Source organism: Bacillus cereus group sp. MYBK5-2 (assembly GCF_051915685.1).
Lineage (GTDB): Bacteria > Bacillota > Bacilli > Bacillales > Bacillaceae_G > Bacillus_A > Bacillus_A cereus.
Genome location: NZ_JBQAFE010000011.1, coordinates 155,731 through 176,773, shown reverse-complemented (window position 1 = coordinate 176,773; position 21,043 = coordinate 155,731). Strand labels below are relative to the sequence as shown.

Below are 21,043 nucleotides of genomic sequence, written 5' to 3'. Positions count from 1 at the left end.
CTACCTTTCTCCTTTCTATATGCTTGCTATCCGTCTACTTAATTTCGTAGCCGTATACATAGCAATATATATCCACTCGCAACAATCCGAACTACGAAAATGTATCGTTGAAATCCCAATGTCAACAATATAAATCTCATAGAATATTACTATTTTAATTTATCAAAAATAGCATATATATATCGGACACTTATACAAACCTTCACCATTTTTTAACATAGTAAAAAATGCCCTATTGTATAGGTTTATATAACAGTTAAAGGATACATAAAAATCTTAACATACTCCCAAATCTATTTGTACACGAAATAGAAATTTTACCATTTTTTACTTATTTTTTATTTATGATTAAAATTTTCAAAAAACTTCACATATAAAAATATGTTATATTAAAATCAAGAACGAATGTTCTTATTTTAAAGGAGGAATTTTCATGATTAACGAGCCCATTATAATGAAAAAAGAAGCTTTCCAAGCAATCGGCGTTTCAGTTACGACGACTAACGAAAGAGAGGCATCTACTAAAGGAAAAATCCCCGAGCTTTGGAACCGCTACTTCCAAGAACAAATGATGCATCACATCCCAAACCAAAAAACGAAAGCAACATTTGCTTTCTACTCAAACTACGAATCAGATGAAACTGGTACATATACATTCACAATCGGTACGCCCGTTTCTTCATTAGAAGACGTTCCTGAAAATATGACAACTTTAACAATACCTGCTGCTACATATGCGGTATTTACAACGAGAAAGGGACCAGTTGCTGAAGTCGTTTGCGAAGCTTGGGAATACATTTGGCAATGGTCGAAAGAAAATAAACGTGCCTTCACAACAGACTTTGAGCTTTACGATGAAAGAGCATTAGACCCAAATCATGCACAATTGGATATTTATATTGCGTTAACCTAAAAAAAGATGCCCATTCGGCATCTTTTTTTGTCGTTAAATAGCTACTGGGCAAATTCATTATTATTGTCTACAATGAGAAAGTGCAGTATAGAAATATTAGAAACTGTATAAAGTGAAACTATAATCAGTGGGGGCATCTCCCATTAAGTATTAGCCCTCACCAACCGGGCGTTTACTGGTTTTTTAGTTTAAATTTGTCACATAGAAAGGAAGCAATATGGAGGAACTACAACAAAATAAAACTGCTTTAGAAGGAAGCGGAAAACCGTTATTAAAAAATACGAATTTCCTTTTTCTTTGGGCAGCTACTCTTTTTTCAAGCTTTGCTTTAGCCTTTTTTACTTTTTCACAAACGTGGTACATAGCAAAAACGTTAAACCTTGAAGCTTCACTCGGTGTTGTTTTCGTAGCCCTTAGTGTTCCAAGGCTTATTTTTATGATTGTCGGCGGCGCTGTAGCTGATAAATTCCCGAAAAAAAATATTATGTTTTACTCCAATATCATTCGAGCGATTCTTGTCGCAACCATTCTCACATGGTTTATCGTTGGTGATGTAACGCTATATACATTTGCTTTATTCGCTTTATTCTTTGGACTTGCTGATGCTTTCTTCTGGTCAGCAGATGGATCTATCTTACCGGAATTGGTAGAAAAAAGCCGGTTAACACAAGCGAATTCACTTACACAAATGACGAACCAAGCATCGGTCATCTTAGGCCCTGTACTTGGCGGAATTCTCATTAAATTTACGAACTATGAGACAATCTTTTCCATTACGATTTTATTACTGATTGTCGCTGCCATACTCGTTCAAAAAATACAATTTACGATGCCAGAACAAAAAGATACAGATAAAGGTATGTTCACTTCCATTAAAGAAGGAATCTTATATGTAAAGGAATCGCCATTCCTTTCAACTTTCCTTATTTGTAGCGCTTTTTTAAACTTATTTTTAATCGGTCCGATGCAAGTTGGTTTCCCGCTTTTTGTTAAAAACGTTCTGCATGGTGATTCGCTCCAGTTTAGTTACTTAGAGGCATCTGTAGGCGGTGGAATGGCAATCGGTGCTATCATTGTCGGTTTAAAAAATATTAATCGTAGACGCGGTCTATTTTGTATTATCATGATGCTATTGTCTGGTATATTCTTCTTAGCCATCAACTTTAGTACCGTACTTTGGCAAGCACTATTAGCTGGCATGTTTTACGGTATTACAATCGCAATGGCGATTGTACCGCTTATGGCAATGATTCAATCGACAGTCAAAGAAGAAATGATGGGACGCGTAATGAGTTTACTTATGCTATCATCAATGGGCTTTATCCCGCTCTCTTATGCATTCACATCCATTGCACTTGCAATAGGAATTCCAATCGTAACCGTTATGAAAAGTGGTGCAATAGCTGTTATCGTCTTCGTACTATTTGTAGCGATTCGTGTTCCAGTTGTAAGGAAGTTCGATTAACTAATTAGAGTCATGTATTATACACATGGCTCTTTTTTGAATGGATCAAATAGTGATATTCCCTTACTTCTCCTTAATGCTGCTCCCCATTCTAATCCAATCTCTAAAAATAAATCTCGCACTGTACTGTATAAAAGTGCCCCAATATCTTTACGAATTTCCCCATATTTATATGCTCTTACAACACTTTTCACACGCCAAATTAAATTTCCATACACTTCTTCGTCAGCTAATATTTGCTCTAGTAAAACACCTTGTTCTAGTAACCCGCTCTTTTTATATGCAAGCTCGACCTTACTCCAAAATATATTAATTTTCTTCGGATTACTCGTCATCGGCACCAGTGCGTATATAAAAGGCTTCGGTATATCATGACGGCAATACGTCTCATCAAGCTCGTACGTTCCTTTTCTTTTCTCTTTTATTTGTGGAATGTTTTTAGAAAGAATTGTTTCCCCAGCGCTTTTTTGCTCATTTTTACTACAGCCAGTTGCATTATCCTCAATTTTACAAGCGGACATTTGCATACGGTCATCCATGCGGTCAATCGCAGATGTAAGAAATACATATAAGTTCGCACTATACCCGCCGCGCTTATGTCTCTCTTTTGTTGCAATACGCTTTATAATTCCTAGTTCCTCTAACTTTGCAATTGAGCGGCGTACTGTACGAATACTCTTTCCAACATTCGTCGCAATCGTCTCCATTAACGGACAAGCAACTCCCACTGTTTTCTGTTTCTCATTCACCGCATATTTCCCTAAAAAATGAATGATGATAGCATCCGTTTTATTCAATTGAAATCGGTAGCAATTCAAAACTTGTTTTTGGTATGTATTAAACTCTTCTTTACTTCGAAATTCACTATATGGTTTCATTAAATTATATAAGCTTCCCATTTATATCACCTCATTTATAAGTAAGAGGCAGGAAGTGAAATTGGCGTGATAGTTAATATTTTTTTAATGGAGATGAAAATATGATCGTAATTAGCGCTTGTTTAGGTGGTATCGCTTGCCGTTATGACGGGAATGACAATCTTGTTTCAAAAATAGAGGAGCTTCTGCAAAAAGAAGATACAGTCCTCATTTGTCCCGAAGTATTAGGGGGATTACCAACACCTCGCCCCTCAGCTGAAATTATTGGCGGGAATGGCGACGACGTTTTAGACGGAAAAGCGAAAGTGATGACAAAAGATGGTAAAGATGTCACAGAAGCTTTCGTAAATGGTGCTTATAAAGCATTAGAACAAATTAAAGATTTACACCCAGAATATATTATTTTAAAAGAACGCAGCCCATCTTGTGGTAGTTCTACGATTTACACTGGAGAATTTAACGGTAATAAGCAAACTGGTTTCGGAGTGACAACTGCTTTATTTAAAAGACACGGATTTAAAGTCATTTCAGAAGAAGAATTTGAAAACAAAAAAAGGAATTGACCCTGTTCGTCAATTCCTTTTTATCTGTCTTATTTCACACTTAGTTTTTCTTTCACTTTCGCTGGAAGCTCGTCTTTTTTCACTTCTTCCCAAGCTGTTACACCTTTTTTATCTGAGTGGTATACGCGTAGGAATGCTTCTTTACGAAGATTTTTTTGAGCTATGAATTCTAATTCTTTCTCTTTACCGTCTTTATCAAAGCCAGTCAGCTTATATTCATAATCTTTAAATTTCTGCCCATTACTAGCTTTACTATCAAATTCTTTTCCATCTACTGTAATTTGAACATAATACTCATCTTTACCCATACGGTTTAAATCACAACCAACTAACAAACTTGCAAATACAACTAAAATACTAAATAGTGCAATGTATCTTTTCATTTCCTTCACCTCATATGTTTTTTCTTATATTCTTATCTTAAAGCCCGGAGCTTAAAGAAGAAATTCAAAAACATGACATGAACATTACACTTTTGTAAGATAATAATTATTTCTTCACTTTAGAAATTGTCATTCCATCATCAATTGGAACGAGTACAGATTGTAAATGCGGGTCGATTTCTATCATTTCATTAAACTTCTGTATAACGTTTTTGTTTCGCACGCTTATCAGCTACACTACCGCCAATAACGTCTTTCACGCCAATTTTTCCACTTATCACGTAATTTCCTTATACCGTTTATTACGCCTTCTATTATACCCTCAATTATAATCTCCATTACAAGGTATCTTATTAAATTAATAATAGGTTTAATTACGTATTTCCTTATGAATTCAAGAATATCCTCCATCATATTCCCCTCCTTTTTTTCAAAAGGAAGCTGCTACTCCTTCGCGTCCTTTTACGTCCAATTACAATTACTGCCCTACTGCGGTATATATCAATAAAAATAATACGACAACAACATCCACAATAATGCTATTGAATTTGGAAGAAACTTCGGTAAATACTAATACTATAACATGGCTAAAAGAATTATTTTTTCATCTATATTTGGGGATGCTCCCAAAAACTTTATAAATTCAAAGACAACTTTACTACAACTCTTCCCGTAACTAATTTATTATCGTGGTAAACCGTCTTCCACTACATCCGTAACAGTTCCATTCGGTTCAAAGATTACACGTAATGATCCTTCTCCACCATAACCAGTATAGTCATATACTGAATAAGATTTATATTTCTCAATCACATGTGGCTGTCCAATTGCAGCTTTTACCTGATTCGCGGGCATGCCTTTTTTGATTTTCAAATAGTGATTGTAACTTACTGCCGCCGAATTGTTATTTACATCTTTATACCACGGTACACGATCGCCAATCATCTTTGTTACAAATATTAACATTAAATACAACTAATAAATAGTATATTTCTGCTATTTATTTACATTTCCGTTCCGAAATCTTATCTTAAAACTAGCAATATGAAACTGGAATTCACAATATAAATCACATATCCTATATATAATAACATTTAAATTAAATTCCAAAGTAACTTTACATGCATTTTCTGTTTTAACGCCAAAAGAAAAGACCTTTCTAACGATTTTATTCCATCGCTAAAAAGGCCTTTTCTATTTCGGCTAAAAACTTAGCACTCTTCTGGTTTACCAGCATTCGTCGCTGTACGGAAAGATGATCCACATCCGCATGATGCGATTGCGTTTGGATTGTCAATTGTGAATCCACCGCCAAGCATAGATTGTTTATAGTCAATTTTTACTCCTTTAACAATTGGAGCACTTTCTTTATCGATAACAAATTCAACACCGAAAAACTCAAGAACTGTGTCGTCTTCTTTTGGTTCTACTTCAAACCCTAAGCCGTAAGAAAGACCGCTACATCCGCCGCCGTGTACAGCAAGGCGCACATACTTCTCTCCATCTTCAGCATCTTTTAACATATCTTTAATTTGAAAAGCTGCTTGTTCTGTTACTTCAATCATGAAATACACCTTCCTTTCTGTTCTTAGTCCATTATACATCTTTACGCTTCTATCTTGTACTCATACACTCCGCGGCAAATTACTTCCGCAGGTCCTTTCATCAACACGTTTCCTTCTTCAGTCCACGCAATCATTAAATCGCCACCAGCTAAATGGACTGTAATTTCCTTACCACGTTCCATCTTTCCATTTAAAATAGCAGCTACAACTGCAGCGCACGCCCCTGTTCCGCAAGCTTGCGTTACACCAGACCCACGTTCCCAAACGCGGAAGTTCATCTCGTCATCATTCAAAATTTCGATAAACTCAACATTTACTCGCTCTGGAAACATTTCATGTGTCTCGAGGACTGGTCCAAGTGTTGTAAGAGGTGCTTTTTCTACATCATCAACAAAAATAACCGCATGTGGATTTCCCATTGAAACAGCTGTAAATGCATAACGATGATTATTGTATAAGAAGTTTTCACGAATAAATGGTGTTTCACCTTCACCAAGCATCGGTATTTCTGCACGTGTTAGACGCGGTGCTCCCATATCGATTTTCGCTAATGTCACGACACCATCTTCTACTGTTACTTCAGCCGTTACAATACCAGCCAACGTTTCAATTGTAAAAACTGTTTCTTCTACTAGTTTATGCTCATACGCATATTTCGCTACGCAGCGTAAACCGTTACCACAGCTCTTTCCTTCAGAACCATCATTATTAAACATGCGCATTTTCACCGGAGCTACGTCTGAAGGGCAAATTAAAATCATCCCGTCTGCTCCAATACCAGTATTAATATTTGAAACCTTTTCCGCCACAAGGGCTAAATCTTCTTCAGGAATTTGCTCTTCAAACATATTTACATATATATAACTATTGCCAAGACCATGCATTTTTGTAAAAGAAAATTGGCTCATTTATATTCACTCCAAAAATAATTTGTTATGTTAAGTATAAAATGCATGCTTTTAGAACACAATATGAATGTCCCCCGTTTCTCATATTTGACAACGTTTGGCGATGAGCCACTCTTACACAATTTGTGTAAGAAAAAAGCCCTTCTAAAAAGGGCCTTTTTTTATTTATTCCACTATTTTCGATTGGGGAGAGCTAATAATTAATATTAGCCCTTCCCAATCGAAATCACATTTTATCTAATAAAAAAGGTGCTGCTAATTCGCAACACCTTAAAACATTGGATTTTCATCCAAATACTCATATACATTATTAACAAGCTCTTCTACTGTTGCACCTTGTACAACTTCACCATTTACAAGTGCAAACGGTCCTTCAAAACAAATACCACAATATCCTAGACAACCATACTCCATTACATCTAAATTCGGATCTTTTTCTAATTTTTCTAGAGCTGCTTGTGAACCACTTGCAAGGTTACCTACACAAAATTCAATTAATGGTTTAATCAAAATTCTCCCCCCTGTACTACAAAACAAATTACCTTTTCACTTTATCTATAAGAAGAAAACTAAGCTGTTTCTTGTTGTTTTCGTTACACATTCTAAACTATTTAGTTACTTCATTATTTCACTTCAAAGTAGATGACTTCTTCTATATAACATGCTACTTCCAATGAAATAGTAACTACAAAGGAAAAACAGTTTATTTTACTTTTCTTCTTATTGTACAACAGAGTATTCATTCATGCATTGTTATTTGTTCACAAATTCGATATAATTTGATTGAGTAAAGTCAAAATATTTTATTAATATAAAATTTTATGATTAGGGGATATTTCAACAGAAAAGGGGTAATCCATCATGAAACACCTCGTAATACTAGGTGGCGGCTACGGTGGAATGAGAATTCTGCAAAGGCTACTTCCAAGCAACCAACTTCCAGATGATGTACAAGTGACATTAATCGACAAAGTACCATATCATTGCTTCAAAACTGAATATTATGCATTAGTTGCGGGTACTATTTCAGAAACGCATATTCGTATACCGTTTCCTGAACACCCACGCCTCAATATTCAATACGGCACAGTAACAAATATTGACCTCGAAGAAAAAGCTGTTCATCTCGATGGCGGCGAAGCAATCCAATATGATGACTTAATTATCGGACTTGGCTGTGAAGATAAATATCATAACGTTCCTGGGGCTAGGGAATATACACATAGTCTACAATCAATTGAACAAACACGTAAAACCTATGAACAATTAAATAGTCTAGAACCAAATGCAACAGTAGCTGTTGTTGGTGCTGGCTTAAGTGGCGTTGAAGTAGCAAGTGAACTTCGTGAAAGCCGTTCTGATTTAAAAATCTATTTATTTGATCGAAAAGATAGAATTTTATTCCCATATCCAGAGAAATTAAGTAGATATGTAGAAGAATGGTTTGTAAAGCATAAAGTTAACATTATACGAAACTCTAACATTACAAAAGTAGAACCAAATATTGTGTACAACCACGATGAACCACTTGAATGTGATGCAATCGTCTGGACAGCTGGTATTCAAGCAAATGAAGTTGTTCGAAATCTTCCAGTTGAACAAGATGGTAGCGGGCGGGTTGTCTTAACGAAATATCACAATATTCCAAACAATGAGCACGTTTACGTTGTAGGAGATTGCGCAGCACTTCCACATGCACCATCTGCCCAACTTGCTGAAGGTCAAGGAGAACAAATTGTCCAAATATTATTAAAACGTTGGAATAATGAACCACTCCCGGATGAACTACCTGTTATTAAATTAAAAGGTGTTCTAGGATCTCTTGGTAAGAAGCATGGATTCGGTTTACTCGCAAACCAACCATTAATGGGACGTGTACCGAGATTATTAAAATCTGGTCTTCTTTGGATGTACAAATATCATAAAGGTTAATACTTTACAGGCTGTCTACTATGTAGGCAGCCTCTTTGCATCAGTTTTTAAAAATTATCAGACACATCTTTCTCAATATTTATAATGATTTATTTTTCATTTTTATATTAAAAAATATTGATAAACATTGTATGCTATTTGTAAGTTGTTTTATTATTTCCTTGAAGACCGAATTCATTCGGTCTTATTTTTTATGTGATAAATACTTTTGTAGGAGGCATTACATTCCACTTATGAACTTATCGAAACTAAACAATCGAATAGAAGCGAAAAAGAAAGAGTTAATCTATCTCGTTGAACGATACGGATTGACTCATGATAAAGTGATTTCTTTCAGCCAAGAATTAGATCGTTTACTTAACTTATTAATAAAACTCAAGACGAAGAAAAAACGTTGCTCTTTATAACCGTTATCTTCTCTTTTTTGATACGATATAACTAGAATCAGAAAGGAGCGATTTATGTTCATATTAAAAAACGTTATATATAAATATATACTACACATTCCTTATTTACAGATTCAAAAAGAAAAGATTACTTGCATTATCGGTGAAAGCGGAAGCGGAAAAAGCACGTTGCTTCGCATGTTAAACGATTTACAATCTCCAACATCCGGTACAATTGAATATAACGGAAAATTAATTTCTGATTATCACCCTATTCAATTACGTCGTGACGTAGTTATGCTTGGGCAAACTCCACCTATTTTTGATGGAACCGTTAAAGACAACCTATTAATGGGACTTCGTCTTTCTGAAAAACCATTTCCAAATGATGATGCCCTGCGGAGTGCATTACAAACCGTTAGCTTAGACAAGCAATTAGAAGATAGCGCCTCCTCACTATCTGGCGGTGAAAAACAAAGACTTGCCTTTGCACGTATCGTACTTATGGATCCGCCTGTCTATTTATTAGATGAACCTACTTCAGCATTAGACAGTGATACAGAAAGCCGCGTTATGAAACAATTTACTGAACTAGCACGAAAAAAGAAAAAAACAATTATCTTCATCACACACTCACAACAACTTCCAGAAGAAATTGCAGACGACATTATTGAGATTAGTAAAGCAAACGGTGCAACTAGAAAGGAAGTGCTCTCTGTTGAAGGGCGTTATTGAACTCCAAATTTGGCAACTTGCAGCTGCCTATATTTTCATTCTTATTTTAATTGGACTTGTAAAATTAAAAGGAATACCTCGCGAAAAACAAATCGCGCTCGCAACATTCCGTATGACGATTCAGCTCGTACTTGTTGCATATGTCCTTACATACGTATTTGAAAACAGTAATCCATTTTATACAATTGCTCTCATTACTTCTATTACTACCTTTGCAATTTTTAATATTTATAAACGAGTTAACATCCCAATGTCTAAAGAATTAAAACGAGTAGCCGCCCTTTCCATGGTCGCCGGATCAATTGGGCCACTTCTACTATTTATCTTTGTTATTATCGGACATGATCCGTGGTATGCTCCGCAATATATCGTCCCTATTACAGGAATGTTAGTTGGGAATGCCATGACTGGTGTTTCTCTCGGCGCAAATACGTTCTTAAACAATATGAAATCGCAAAGAGGTCAAATTGAAGGTGCACTTATGCTCGGCGCAACACCGAAAGAAGCAGCTGCTCCGCTCATTCGAGACGCTTTTGACTCTGCTATTTTACCAACAATTAATTCTATGGTCGGAATGGGAATTATAAGCTTACCAGGCATGATGACTGGTCAAATATTATCCGGTGTATCACCATTCACAGCCATTCAATATCAAATCGCCATCATACTCGGTATTTCTGGAAGTACTGCCTTTGCTGTCATTATCTTTTTACAGCTTGGTTATAAAACGTTCTTTAATAAGCGATGTCAATTGAAAGAAATTGACTATGGTGCACGGTGAATCGTGCGTAGTTCACGATGAATGAAATTATATTAACGATTTTTTCAATATATCTATCATAACTTGCAATATATCAACGATTTTTCAAATATATCTATCATAACTCAGAATATATCAACGATTTTGTACGAAATATCGATTTACCGACAAAAAGTGACATAATAAAAAGAGGAGGCTATTCGCCTCCTCTTCTATTTACTTACGCCTTCTTAACGAACTGTGATTTTAACTTCATAGCTCCGAAGCCGTCAATTTTGCAATCGATATCGTGATCGCCATCAACTAGACGGATACTCTTTACTTTCGTACCGATCTTCACAACTGAAGAAGTTCCTTTTACTTTTAAATCTTTAATAACAGTAACTGCATCGCCGTCTTGAAGAACGTTTCCGTTCGCATCTTTTACAACTTTTGCACCATCATTATTTTCAGCTTCTGCTTCTTGGCCCCACTCATGAGCACATTCTGGACATACGAAAAGAACGCCATCCTCATACGTATATTCTGAATTACATTTTGGACAATTTGGTAAAGTAGCCATAAATTCATTTCCTCCGTTCATTATTTATACGTAAAAATCAAAGTTGATGTTTACATCTCGATAAATAAAATTTGTATAGCATTTCTTTATAGTGCCATAGTCTCACGTTATTGACAAGCCTACCTCAAATTCTCATTTTTTATTGTATTTTACAAAATTTCAATTTGTATGCCGTTTTTCTATTTGCTCTTCTACTAATTTTAAAAATCTTCGTTGTGCATTTTTATTTTTTACAAGCAATCGAACTCTTAGCTTACTTTGTAAATATGAGCGAACTTTGTAGTTCGTAATAAATAACTTTCGATACTTTTCGTCTTCATATATCATTCGAAACCATTCATACTGCTGCAAGTAACGTATGTTAGCATCAATCTTTTTCGTGTGTAAACCCGTACTTAAACTAATCGATCCTATTAGAGCTTCTATTACTGCTGAAATTATTTCTCTCCCCCTAATAAACAAAAGAAGAACCTTCACAAGATTCTTCTTTTCAAAATGAACGAGTTCCCTCTAGAAACCCCAATTATTTTCTTCAATGTAAATTTGATATTCTTCTACTTCTTCTTCACTTAACTTCTTATTATTTTCATATACCTCTTGCCACTCGAAATAATCTTCATCGAAATAAACAGCGAATTTAATTTTCACGTTTTTCTTCTCTGTATAATCATAACCAGTAAACTCTACTACGTCATAATCTTTTTCTTTCTTCACAAACTTCCAAGTTGGATTATCAGTCATAATCTCTAAAGTAACCCCTTCGCCACTTGAACGAACAACGTTTTTAATATTCGGCTCAGTTGGTAAAAAGGACAGCCCGAACGCAGCTAACCCATACACAATCCCGACTATAATCTGTAAAACAATCATACCAGCAATACTCACGCCGCCCTTTGATTGTAAAAAATACGCCTTCTCATGATCAGACGCATCTTCTCCCTTACGAAAAACACGAACAGCCTGCTTATAATATAAACGGTTTCCTTGCCATCCAGTAAATATCATCATTCCTAATTGAAGAGCTAAACTAAATGTTACATAAATCCCATCTGGAATATCTATAAAAGGGGGTATAACTATACTAGGTATAGCCAATAACGCAAATATAATAAATAACTTATACATTTTACGATAAGCTAACCAAAAAGTTGGGAAGAAAAAGGCTACCCAGTTCCATGTATTCCCTTGCGCTGGATTTTCTACTTTACCCCACTTAAAGTCATAATAAGCTGTATTCTTTTGAACAACTTTATGTAATTCTTGTGGAGAAATCGTTTCTTGTAAAACCGTGTCCTTCACGTACATCATCCTTTTCTTATTTCTATATACATTTATTGTATATGGACAAAATGAAGGAATCTAACAAAAAGTACACATATTTCATAAAAGTGAACGGAAATCGAATATATTCCGACAATTATCCGTTTCTTATTTCATTTTACTTTTAAATATATTAAAATAATCGTGTATCATACCTTTAATACACTAAGTTAATTATTTTATATATTCACTAAAAAGGATGCATCAAAATCATTTTTATACATCCTTTTTAGTGAATATATACTACTATTTTAAAACAAACATCTCGACTTAAGAGCGCTCACAAATTAGCCTTCTACTATTTCAAACATATTTCCACTTACACAACTAATGAATAGTCCATTATTACCTGCCTCAATTGATACAATAAAATCTATTACAACAACATTTTTAGGGAGTTTAATTATATCTTTTACTTCACCACATTCAGCATCAAGTATTATCAATTCTAAATTTGAAGTTGCAATGTAAATTTCTCCATCTTTATATAACAGAACCTCTGTAATATCATGTAGAGTAGTATTGTTCCAAAGCACTTTACCTGTTTGAATATTAATACCACAAATTCTGCCTTCTCCTAAGGACAATACCATCATCTCTCCGATAAGAAATGGAGGCAATTCAATTTCAAAAGACATATTTACTTCATATAACTTTTGACCGCTCTTATGATCATAACATTGTATTTGTCTACTTACCCCTTCATATCCATACTCAGTTCTTGTTAATAGTATTTTTGCTTCCTTTGATTCAATGCAAGAGTACCATACCTCATCAAAAGCTTTTTCAAAAATTAAGTTACAGCCTTCTTTTCCATATTCCCACTTTTGTAATACCTCCATTGCTACACATATAAAATGTTCATTAGTTAAAGTAACTGGTTCATTTGGATTACAACCTTCCATCATTTGTTTCCATCGTGTAGAAGCATCTAATAATTGAATGGCAATTGCAACATTACTATATGCATCAACTTCCCCATCTTCATCAAAAGGATTCCCTGCTAATACATAGTAATCTGTGCCAAGATGGCACTGCAATTTTTCTCCTCCGACTCGAACATTCTTTTCCCATACTTTTACTCCACTTTCAAGCTCTAATAAAACATTGTAGCCTTCTTGTGTAATAACTAGTAAACGTGGTAACTCTTCTCCCGTATTTTTTACATCTTGTATAATATGCCCTTCTATTTCTAAATCCCATAGAAGCTCCCCACAACTTGATGAAATAGCGTACAATTTCGCCATACTTTCTCCAAATCTATTTGCATGCCAAATAATTACGACACCATTCACAGTAATGCAATTACAATCTTCTACTATTGGAATACGGCACTGCCAAATCTCTTCTTTCGTTTCACTATCGAGTTTACGAATTCTGTGGTTATTTTCCTCTACATAAAAGATACTCTTCTTATCATGAGATAGTACCGGAGTAAATATCGGTTCAACCTCTCTCCCTTTTAAATACTTCCATTTTAATTCATACTTGTCGCTTGTAGCATGATAAGTTCGATACATAATTTCGTCATTTCCATTTACAAGTTTAGGAACAAATGGATCAATTTCTAACATTCTATGGTAAGCATCTTTGATTCGAAAAGAATCAACTCCACTCATGTAAATCTGCCCTATCTCCTTTTTAAGAAACGAAAAGAGTACTCGTAAAAATTGCTCGCTATCAACACTAGCTAACTTCTTGTCTCGCTGATTAATAATGAGAAATTCCCCATCTTTCTTCTTAAATTCCATCTTTTTTTCATATTCATTTAAGAAAATTGTAGCGTCATTATATCTAAAGACCTCGATACAAGCGTCAAACAACTGACAAATCGGGTCTATTATGTCTGTTTTTTCTTGAAACACAATACTCTCATCTATACTAAGTACTATTTCTCCGGCATTTTCTGTCGGCAGTTTATTTAGTTCGATTTGAAACTTTTTCATTATTTCCTCCCTCTTAATCACATTGAAATACTATTTTATTTCTCGCACATTCCCCTTCACTTTCTCAATAATATCTTCTATACGTTCCGCTATACATTCCAGCTCCCATTCTCCCTCACCGTGCATAGCTGTATAAACTGGACAATTCTCATCATTACTATCTACAAAAATCGGGTCTCCAAGATATGAATCTATCCCTATTACAATCCATCCTTCTTTCCAATCTCCTTCTTCATCAAAACTATAACCAAGTTGCCCTTCTTCTATTTCTTCACTATTAAACAATTCTATCGTCATAGGTTCAGATTCATACTCCAGCTCAATTTCATTATCCTCAGCACGATCTACATGTGCTAAAAGTTGTTTAATTTTATTATGGTTAATCATGATATCTTCTCCATTCTATCTTTTAAAAATCTAATTTTATTCATAATGAGCTGCCGCAAGTAACATTTGAGCAATAAACTTCCATGAAATATTTTCTGGAAGCTTCTCCCCTTGATTTATATAAACCGATTCACAAGAACCTAACCAACTATTTAATGCCTCTAAATAAGTCTCTACCTCTACATTCTCCCATTCATCTTTATTCACTTTAAAATCCTTTTGGAGGTATACAAGAAATTTTAATAAATCTTCTTTAGAATTTACGTGATCGAGGTATTCATACACATCCATACTCCCTTCCTCCCTCTATTGCGTGTTATCTAAACTAACTATAATATATGACATAAGATTCTTAAAACTATTATTTGAGGTGACCGAATATGAAGAGTACAATTTGGGCAGACGATGACTATTTAAAACTAGCACCCATTAACGATGAACTAATCAAAAAAGCAGAAGAAGTACTGAACGTAAAGCTTCCAGAATCATATATAACCCTTCTAAAAGAACAAAATGGGGGAACTCTTCGTCTCGATGTTCACCCTACTTCAAAGCCAAATTCTTGGGCAGACGATCACGTTAATGTATCTGGTTTATATGGTATTTCTTTTAATGAAAATGAATCTAGTATTTTAGAGAGCCGCTATTTAATTCGAGAATGGGAAATGCCTGAGAATATCGTACTTTTATCTGGTGATGGACATACATGGATTGCATTAGACTATCGAAATGTAGCTGAAAATCCTCCAGTTATATTTATCGATAATGAGTTTGAGGAAATTATTGAATTAGCACCTAACTTTGAAAGTTTCTTACAAAACTTAACTACTTATGAATATGACGAAGAATAAGCCTGGCTCTAAAAAGGAGCAAGATTTTATTACAAATTTACACGCCACTTTAAAACCACTCGGCTTTAAGAAAAAAAGACATATATTTTTCAAAGCTGAAAACGGATTTTATAAGCTCATTAACATACAAAAAAGCCAGTTTGGAGATGATTTTTATATAAATATAGGAGTTCACCCTATCGGTCTCCCGCAGCTTATTACGAACCAATTACAAATAAAAGAAAACATTTCAATATTCGCTTGCATTCTACAAACAAGAATAGAGCCTATACATATCAAACAGAACCAGCTATTGCACAATGTTTCACATGAAACTATCAACATTCCGAATTACCTTTCTACTATTTTCGACTGGTTTCAAACGTGGGCATCTTATGAAAATTTAGTGGAAATAAATATACATTCCATTACTCCGGTACTAGCTGTCGTTCCAATATTAGAAGAAAAAGCGTTTCTACTTCTTACCTGTTTTTCTTTCTACAAATTAAAACAGTACGAACAAGCTAATCGCTACTTACAGCAATATTTACATTGCACCGTGCATCTGAATACCGAGGAAAAAGAGCCCATATTCTTTCACGAAGTTGATATGTATATGAAAAAACTAGTAGAAAGTACAATGTAATTTCACATTGTACTTTCTACTAGTGCTTTATATTCCTCTTGTAACTTTTTAAATCGTTCTTCATACTTTTGCATCTTCACAGTATCCGTTTTTGAATTAAGGACTGGCCTTCTTCTCCCAGTCACCATTATATTTTTCCCATCTATTGCATCGTTCATATATACGTAAGGTTTAAAAGACTCGCATACCGTATATGGCAATGCTACAGAGAGTTTTGCATACTCTTCCACTTTAAATTGATTAGATAAGCTTAACTCCTTTAAATTTTTCAATTGCATTAACGGTTCTAATGAATCATCTTTAACCTTTAAATTCATCAAAGTAAGCTTTTGCAACTGCTGTAATTCAGCGAGTGGTTTTAAAGTTTGTACTTTCATCGCTGTATTTATTCCACCACCCATATAGAAGGTATTAAGTTGTGTGCACTTACTTAAAGCACTTAAATCTTCTAACTTAGAAAAATCATCAATTAGTAAGGATTTGAGTTTTTTATTATAATCAATGTCCCATAACGTCTTCGCTTTTGTATTCCAGCACATATACAACTGCTGTAAATTGGACAATTTCTGAAGGCTACTTAAATCCTCGACCCTCATTTTGTAAACGTATAATATATCGGGACAAACATACGTAAGAATATGATCAAACTGCTTTTGATTTACTGTGAACACCCATAATTTTTTAACTTTCAAAGATGCTAGTCGTTCTATATTTTTTGTTTTCCCCTCAATCGCTACTTCTTCTAAATCACCAGCTATACTTGCTAAGTCTTTCATAATCTTCGGCTGATCACCAATCGGAAACATGTTATCCCCCCTACAACTCCCAAGTAATATTCATTTCTTCAAATGAGTCCTTACTAACTTCCAATCCTTCGCTATCTTCCGTTCCAATCATTGCTACTTCTTCTTTAGACAACTTAATTTCCTCATTTGGCCTTTGGATTTTTTTCTCATACACGAGTTGTAAAAGCTCTATTTGTTCCTCTGTCAGTTCATACTCTTCTTCTAGTCTTTCCATTGCTGATTCTGTATCAAGTAATGGAATTTCTAATAAGAATCCGCCGTGCTCTTCCATCTCCTCAAATGAATCAATTGAATACGCACCGCTATCCTCAATCCAAAATGCAGTTGTAATAAAAGGAACTGTTTCGCCTTCTACTTCTTCTAATACGTATTGAAGTGCTTCTTCTTTCGCAATATCTATTACTTCCGAAGGTGCCCCTTCAAAATAATTTTTCGCATCAATCCACTCATCCATTCTCTCGCTATTCACATCTTGAAGACATACAATCGTGTAATTCGGATGAAACGTAATTGTCCCTTGTCCCCCTTGGCTATCTTGCATACTATAGTTAAATCCATCCCATGAACTTTCATGTGAGAAATCTGGACAATGCGCTACATTAATTGCATGGGCAATCGAATTTAAAACGCAGCCTTTCCATAATTGTTCTCTATCTATATATAATTTATATTTACTCATCATCTTCCCCCATGCGCATATTTTTTTCTATTATCTTTCCTCTACACAATGCTTGTAAATACTTTTCTATCTACTACAAAATAAAAAAGACAATACACCCCACTGTATTGTCCATTTTCTTCCCTACCATTTCTCTCTACACGTCTCAATTAAATGCAGTAAACACCTCTTCGTCATATCTGCTCTTCTCCACCTTGAGAGCATTCGCGTTTCTTTTGGATTGTGCCGTATTCTCGCTACTTCTTTTAATAAGAGCTCCCACTCTTCCGCTGAACGTTCTGACAAGTATTGCAACCCTCTATCTTTTGAAACGATTGTTTTATGATCTAGTGTATATAAAATACGTCCCATCGTAACGACAGCTGATTCTACCCACTCTTCTATAAAAAATAAATATGGCTTCTTCGCCTTTTCACTCCAGTACTGTTCTACGTTGTATTTCATCGTATTTACTACATCATTCCATTGTATTTGCAGCGGAAGATCTTCTGCTTCTTTTCCTGTAACTGTAATGCCTTGATTTTTCAACGTCCACCATGTGACCGCATTAATGTCCCAATGACCAACATTAGCTTTACCGTCTGCACAATACACGTACTCGTTCATTTCATCATTGTATTTCCCTAAGTCAGCAAGCGGAATATACATACCGTCCATTCTTTTACCTAGCGTATTGTCACTAAGTTTCTTATGTAGTTCCACAAGCTGCTGTTTTTCAGCTTCATTCACGGAATCATTTATCACTGTAACAAAATCAACATCGCTCGTTTCCTTATGAAATGCACCTAGTGCGATGGATCCGTAAATATATACCCCGACTATTTTTTCATCCAAAAAAATTTCTTTTAATTCTACTGTGTACCGCTCCATTAACCGTTGTACTTCCGTTGGTAACGCATGCTTCACTCCATTTTTCATATCTATCCCTCCAATAAAAAAGCCTTTGCAAATTCGCAAAGACTTCTTGTTTTATAAATATTTCTCGATTTCTTCGTAAACATCCTTCAAACGAGGATTTCCTTCTCCAACAATTTCTCCATTTACAAGAACGACCGGATAAAATAAATCTTCTTCCACTACGCGCTCTGCGAATGCTTTTTTATCCGCATCTTCTTGTTCTTCTTGGAAATCAATATACTCGAAATTAAATTTATTTTCTTGTCCTTCATATTTACGACCAATTGCCGCTTGTAACCATTCAAACGTTTCTGTTGAAGATGGCATTCCGACGCAGCTCGCACAAATTACTTTCGTCCCATACACTTGCACATTAACCATTTCTTCTCCCCCACTTCTTGTCCCAACAGTATATTCAGATGTCTTATTACATAAGCACATCATTTTACAAACTTATTCCATACCCCTATACTGAAAAAACACGATACAATATTTCGACAATAAAACAAGAAGAGAAAAAATAGATTTTCCCCTCTATCTTGATTATAATAAAACTGATGAAAGGAGTCGATAAAAATGGAAAACCCACATATGCAAGAACAAGTATTAGAAGTATTAGATAAATTACGTCCATTCTTACTTCGCGATGGCGGAGACGTTGAATTAGTAGACATTGAAGAAGGTATCGTAAAACTACGCCTTATGGGTGCATGCGGAAGCTGCCCAAGTTCTACAATCACACTAAAAGCTGGTATCGAGCGCGCGTTACTTGAAGAAGTACCAGGCGTTATCGAAGTAGAACAAGTATTTTAATCTAAAAGCGGAAGCGGCTCGTTCAGAACAGGAGGTCATTGGAGCTCCTGACGAAGAGGCGCTTTTTGCCTCACAGGAAGGCGCGAAATGGCCGACTGTTCTGGCCGCTGGAGCTGGATATTAATCTAAAAGCGGAAGCGGCTCGTTCAGAATCGCCTTCTAAAAGGAGACCAAATTTGGTCTCCTTTTTTTATTCAAATCACATTTATCCGTTAACATCATAAAACAAAATTGGAAATCCTTCTCAAAAAATGCGATAATTAATACTATATAGTGAATCGTTCACACATATACAGTAAAAAAACATAGGGGGACGACAGATGCCAAAAATGGGGAACACTTTTGTAACAATTCAAGAACTAGAAAAGAAAAAAGAGTATTTATTAGGCCTTTCATCCGTTATACCAACATGGAATACAAGCTATCAATTTTTATTTAAAGAAATCCAGCAAGAATTATTGGGTAAAGTAAATGAAAAGCTCGAAAGGCATCAATTCGTTTTAAATATATGTACAGATCAGCAGGTAGGGGCATAATGTATTACATAAAATTGTGGTATATAAAAAAGAGACCTCACTCGGTCTCTTTTTTATATTTTTAAGATAACCAATCTAATTTTCTAATCCCGAGCTTATCTACTGGTAAACGAAGTGAGCCATAAAAGTGCTTCATAAATTGCTCTGAGCGGTTCACATCGTGTAAAATGGCTTCTAAGCGATCTCTATATATGCTTTTTTGTTCTTCGTTTCCAGTTTGATAATATCGTTCGACCGTTTCAAAATAGTGAAGCGGGAACAGGAGCCTTGCAAATAATAAACGCCAACCAAATGAGGACAGCGAGTAATTCCGTTCATAATCTGTAACAAATTGAACGATTGTTTGATCCCAGTCTTTCTTTTTTTCAATCATCATATAGCGAATCCATTCTGCTATATCTCGAGTTGGGTGATCATACACCCAATCAAAAGGGAGTTTGAGACGCTTCGTTTGATGCCATAATAAAGGTGTGAATCGTTCTTGGCAAATTGTCGCTGCATCCGTTAGTTGCGGCGTATCATCCATTTCTGTATCAACAACATATTGAATGGCATTTTCTGCAACTCCTAAGTAATACGGGAAGGATTCAATAAACAATTGATCGAATACGTCTGTAGGGTGGTTCATTACTTGTGATTGCCAAAACTTTTCTAACTGATCGAGTCTCTTTTCCCATAACGCTTTCCATTCACCAATGCGGCTTAATTGCTCGATTTCTTCTGGAAAGAATGCACCTCGTTTATGGAATATAGAAAGTTCACTTCCTAATGACGTAGCATGTCGTTCTAACGCTCGCATACCTTTTAATAAGCAGTAATTTTGTTCTTCTATCTCACTTACATAGTAGCCGTGTATAGTTGGAACGAAAGTCGCTACAGTTATATCCCCTTGCTGGTTCATATAGTCACTGAGCTTTTTCATCTCTACAAGTACTTCTTCCTCCATTTCTCCAATTGGAACAAGTACATAAATTTTGTTGCGAATCCAAAAGCTTTTATAGGGGCCAAGGGGGATTAATTCTTTAACATGCATGTGATAATGCTCATAAATATGCTGAATCATCGCAGTCGCCACCTATGGTTTTTCTATATATATATGAGCTTGTGCTCGCCTTTCATTCCTATGCACATGA

Annotated in this window: 27 protein-coding genes and 2 pseudogenes; 11 read left to right on the top strand and 18 right to left on the bottom strand. The window is 35.2% G+C overall.

Translation table 11 applies throughout. The features are described from left to right. Positions 1-433 precede the first annotated feature (433 nt). Positions 434-913 (top strand): GyrI-like domain-containing protein, encoded by a 480-nt coding sequence (locus tag ACTFP3_RS26745; RefSeq protein WP_440011690.1) that lies wholly within the window; start codon positions 434-436, stop codon positions 911-913. A gap of 217 nt (positions 914-1,130) precedes the next feature. Further along, the gene (locus ACTFP3_RS26740) at positions 1,131-2,378 is read left to right on the top strand and encodes an MFS transporter (protein WP_000391940.1); all 1,248 of its coding nucleotides are present in this window, start codon (positions 1,131-1,133) and stop codon (positions 2,376-2,378) included. Between the two features lie 17 nt (positions 2,379-2,395). On the opposite strand, the gene ACTFP3_RS26735 is transcribed toward ACTFP3_RS26740, so the two are convergent. Next, complete coding sequence (locus tag ACTFP3_RS26735; RefSeq protein ID WP_440011688.1) at positions 2,396-3,277, bottom strand: helix-turn-helix domain-containing protein; 882 nt, start codon at positions 3,275-3,277, stop codon at positions 2,396-2,398. Between the two features lie 80 nt (positions 3,278-3,357). On the opposite strand from ACTFP3_RS26735, the gene ACTFP3_RS26730 reads away from it, so the two are divergent. Beyond that, positions 3,358-3,819, top strand: a complete 462-nt coding sequence (locus tag ACTFP3_RS26730; protein ID WP_152122593.1) for a DUF523 domain-containing protein — start codon at positions 3,358-3,360, stop codon at positions 3,817-3,819. 29 nt (positions 3,820-3,848) lie between these two features. Here ACTFP3_RS26730 and ACTFP3_RS26725 read toward each other — a convergent pair whose 3' ends face one another. From ACTFP3_RS26725 to ACTFP3_RS26700, 6 genes and pseudogenes are all read right to left on the bottom strand, one after another. Continuing rightward, positions 3,849-4,202 (bottom strand): YxeA family protein, encoded by a 354-nt coding sequence (locus ACTFP3_RS26725; protein WP_000833145.1) that lies wholly within the window; start codon positions 4,200-4,202, stop codon positions 3,849-3,851. A 106-nt stretch (positions 4,203-4,308) separates the two neighbouring features. Further along, positions 4,309-4,483: pseudogene (locus ACTFP3_RS26720) on the bottom strand (methyltransferase). A gap of 403 nt (positions 4,484-4,886) precedes the next feature. Beyond that, a pseudogene (locus ACTFP3_RS26715) lies at positions 4,887-5,138 on the bottom strand (hypothetical protein); the annotation flags it as partial. Between the two features lie 275 nt (positions 5,139-5,413). Beyond that, complete coding sequence (locus ACTFP3_RS26710) at positions 5,414-5,767, bottom strand: HesB/IscA family protein (protein WP_000573822.1); 354 nt, start codon at positions 5,765-5,767, stop codon at positions 5,414-5,416. A gap of 41 nt (positions 5,768-5,808) precedes the next feature. After that, positions 5,809-6,675, bottom strand: coding sequence for a diaminopimelate epimerase (gene dapF, locus ACTFP3_RS26705; protein WP_000077396.1), 867 nt, complete (start codon positions 6,673-6,675; stop codon positions 5,809-5,811). A gap of 270 nt (positions 6,676-6,945) precedes the next feature. Beyond that, positions 6,946-7,185, bottom strand: coding sequence for a YuzB family protein (locus ACTFP3_RS26700; RefSeq protein WP_000595026.1), 240 nt, complete (start codon positions 7,183-7,185; stop codon positions 6,946-6,948). A 351-nt stretch (positions 7,186-7,536) separates the two neighbouring features. Here ACTFP3_RS26700 and ACTFP3_RS26695 point away from each other — a divergent pair, with 351 nt between their 5' ends. From ACTFP3_RS26695 to ACTFP3_RS26680, 4 genes are all read left to right on the top strand, one after another. After that, positions 7,537-8,607 carry an NAD(P)/FAD-dependent oxidoreductase gene (locus tag ACTFP3_RS26695; RefSeq protein ID WP_000682079.1) on the top strand — a complete coding sequence of 357 codons (1,071 nt, stop codon included), beginning with the start codon at positions 7,537-7,539 and terminating at the stop codon, positions 8,605-8,607. 233 nt (positions 8,608-8,840) lie between these two features. After that, positions 8,841-9,014, top strand: coding sequence for an aspartyl-phosphate phosphatase Spo0E family protein (locus ACTFP3_RS26690; protein WP_001054091.1), 174 nt, complete (start codon positions 8,841-8,843; stop codon positions 9,012-9,014). 54 nt (positions 9,015-9,068) lie between these two features. Beyond that, positions 9,069-9,728, top strand: coding sequence for an ABC transporter ATP-binding protein (locus ACTFP3_RS26685; protein WP_440011687.1), 660 nt, complete (start codon positions 9,069-9,071; stop codon positions 9,726-9,728). After that, positions 9,712-10,509, top strand: coding sequence for an ABC transporter permease (locus ACTFP3_RS26680; RefSeq protein WP_000679254.1), 798 nt, complete (start codon positions 9,712-9,714; stop codon positions 10,507-10,509). Before ACTFP3_RS26685 ends, ACTFP3_RS26680 begins: the two co-directional genes overlap by 17 nt. Positions 10,510-10,708: 199 nt before the next feature. Here the strand turns inward: ACTFP3_RS26680 and phnA are convergent, their stop codons facing one another. The 6 genes from phnA to ACTFP3_RS26650 form a co-directional block, all read right to left on the bottom strand. Beyond that, positions 10,709-11,050 (bottom strand): alkylphosphonate utilization operon protein PhnA, encoded by a 342-nt coding sequence (gene phnA / locus ACTFP3_RS26675; RefSeq protein WP_000212737.1) that lies wholly within the window; start codon positions 11,048-11,050, stop codon positions 10,709-10,711. Positions 11,051-11,209: 159 nt separating this feature from the next. After that, positions 11,210-11,491: a hypothetical protein gene (locus ACTFP3_RS26670; protein ID WP_048534699.1), complete on the bottom strand. Its 282-nt coding sequence runs from the start codon at positions 11,489-11,491 to the stop codon at positions 11,210-11,212. Between the two features lie 69 nt (positions 11,492-11,560). Continuing rightward, on the bottom strand, positions 11,561-12,358 hold the full coding sequence (locus ACTFP3_RS26665; RefSeq protein ID WP_440011685.1) for a DUF2628 domain-containing protein: 798 nt from the start codon (positions 12,356-12,358) through the stop codon (positions 11,561-11,563). A gap of 299 nt (positions 12,359-12,657) precedes the next feature. After that, positions 12,658-14,316, bottom strand: coding sequence for an outer membrane protein assembly factor BamB family protein (locus ACTFP3_RS26660; RefSeq protein ID WP_440011683.1), 1,659 nt, complete (start codon positions 14,314-14,316; stop codon positions 12,658-12,660). Positions 14,317-14,346: 30 nt separating this feature from the next. Next, entirely contained in the window at positions 14,347-14,703 is a 357-nt protein-coding gene (locus ACTFP3_RS26655; protein ID WP_440011682.1) for a hypothetical protein, read from the bottom strand. Positions 14,704-14,739: 36 nt separating this feature from the next. Further along, the gene (locus ACTFP3_RS26650; RefSeq protein ID WP_149150004.1) at positions 14,740-14,994 is read right to left on the bottom strand and encodes a DUF7660 family protein; all 255 of its coding nucleotides are present in this window, start codon (positions 14,992-14,994) and stop codon (positions 14,740-14,742) included. An 89-nt stretch (positions 14,995-15,083) separates the two neighbouring features. Between ACTFP3_RS26650 and ACTFP3_RS26645 the strand changes: the two genes are divergently transcribed. Both ACTFP3_RS26645 and ACTFP3_RS26640 read left to right on the top strand, forming a co-directional pair. Then, the gene (locus tag ACTFP3_RS26645) at positions 15,084-15,554 is read left to right on the top strand and encodes an SMI1/KNR4 family protein (protein WP_002025033.1); all 471 of its coding nucleotides are present in this window, start codon (positions 15,084-15,086) and stop codon (positions 15,552-15,554) included. Further along, a complete protein-coding gene (locus ACTFP3_RS26640; protein WP_440011680.1) occupies positions 15,541-16,179 on the top strand; it encodes a DUF4304 domain-containing protein in 639 nt (212 codons plus the stop codon). Before ACTFP3_RS26645 ends, ACTFP3_RS26640 begins: the two co-directional genes overlap by 14 nt. Positions 16,180-16,181: 2 nt before the next feature. Here ACTFP3_RS26640 and ACTFP3_RS26635 read toward each other — a convergent pair whose 3' ends face one another. The 4 genes from ACTFP3_RS26635 to ACTFP3_RS26620 all read right to left on the bottom strand — a co-directional run bounded on the left by ACTFP3_RS26635 (position 16,182) and on the right by ACTFP3_RS26620 (position 18,942). Further along, the gene (locus ACTFP3_RS26635; protein ID WP_000483946.1) at positions 16,182-16,985 is read right to left on the bottom strand and encodes a hypothetical protein; all 804 of its coding nucleotides are present in this window, start codon (positions 16,983-16,985) and stop codon (positions 16,182-16,184) included. Between the two features lie 10 nt (positions 16,986-16,995). Beyond that, positions 16,996-17,664, bottom strand: a complete 669-nt coding sequence (locus ACTFP3_RS26630; protein WP_163093230.1) for a hypothetical protein — start codon at positions 17,662-17,664, stop codon at positions 16,996-16,998. A gap of 123 nt (positions 17,665-17,787) precedes the next feature. After that, a complete protein-coding gene (locus tag ACTFP3_RS26625) occupies positions 17,788-18,582 on the bottom strand; it encodes a nucleotidyltransferase domain-containing protein (protein ID WP_163093231.1) in 795 nt (264 codons plus the stop codon). A gap of 51 nt (positions 18,583-18,633) precedes the next feature. Further along, complete coding sequence (locus ACTFP3_RS26620) at positions 18,634-18,942, bottom strand: YuzD family protein (protein WP_000248588.1); 309 nt, start codon at positions 18,940-18,942, stop codon at positions 18,634-18,636. 195 nt (positions 18,943-19,137) lie between these two features. On the opposite strand from ACTFP3_RS26620, the gene ACTFP3_RS26615 reads away from it, so the two are divergent. Together ACTFP3_RS26615 and ACTFP3_RS26610 are read left to right on the top strand one after the other, a co-directional pair. Continuing rightward, complete coding sequence (locus ACTFP3_RS26615; protein WP_000431159.1) at positions 19,138-19,374, top strand: NifU family protein; 237 nt, start codon at positions 19,138-19,140, stop codon at positions 19,372-19,374. 320 nt (positions 19,375-19,694) lie between these two features. Then, positions 19,695-19,910 (top strand): hypothetical protein, encoded by a 216-nt coding sequence (locus ACTFP3_RS26610; RefSeq protein ID WP_001125507.1) that lies wholly within the window; start codon positions 19,695-19,697, stop codon positions 19,908-19,910. Positions 19,911-19,971: 61 nt separating this feature from the next. Here ACTFP3_RS26610 and yutH read toward each other — a convergent pair whose 3' ends face one another. Next, on the bottom strand, positions 19,972-20,973 hold the full coding sequence (gene yutH / locus ACTFP3_RS26605; protein ID WP_000614215.1) for a spore coat putative kinase YutH: 1,002 nt from the start codon (positions 20,971-20,973) through the stop codon (positions 19,972-19,974). Positions 20,974-21,043: the final 70 nt, after the last annotated feature.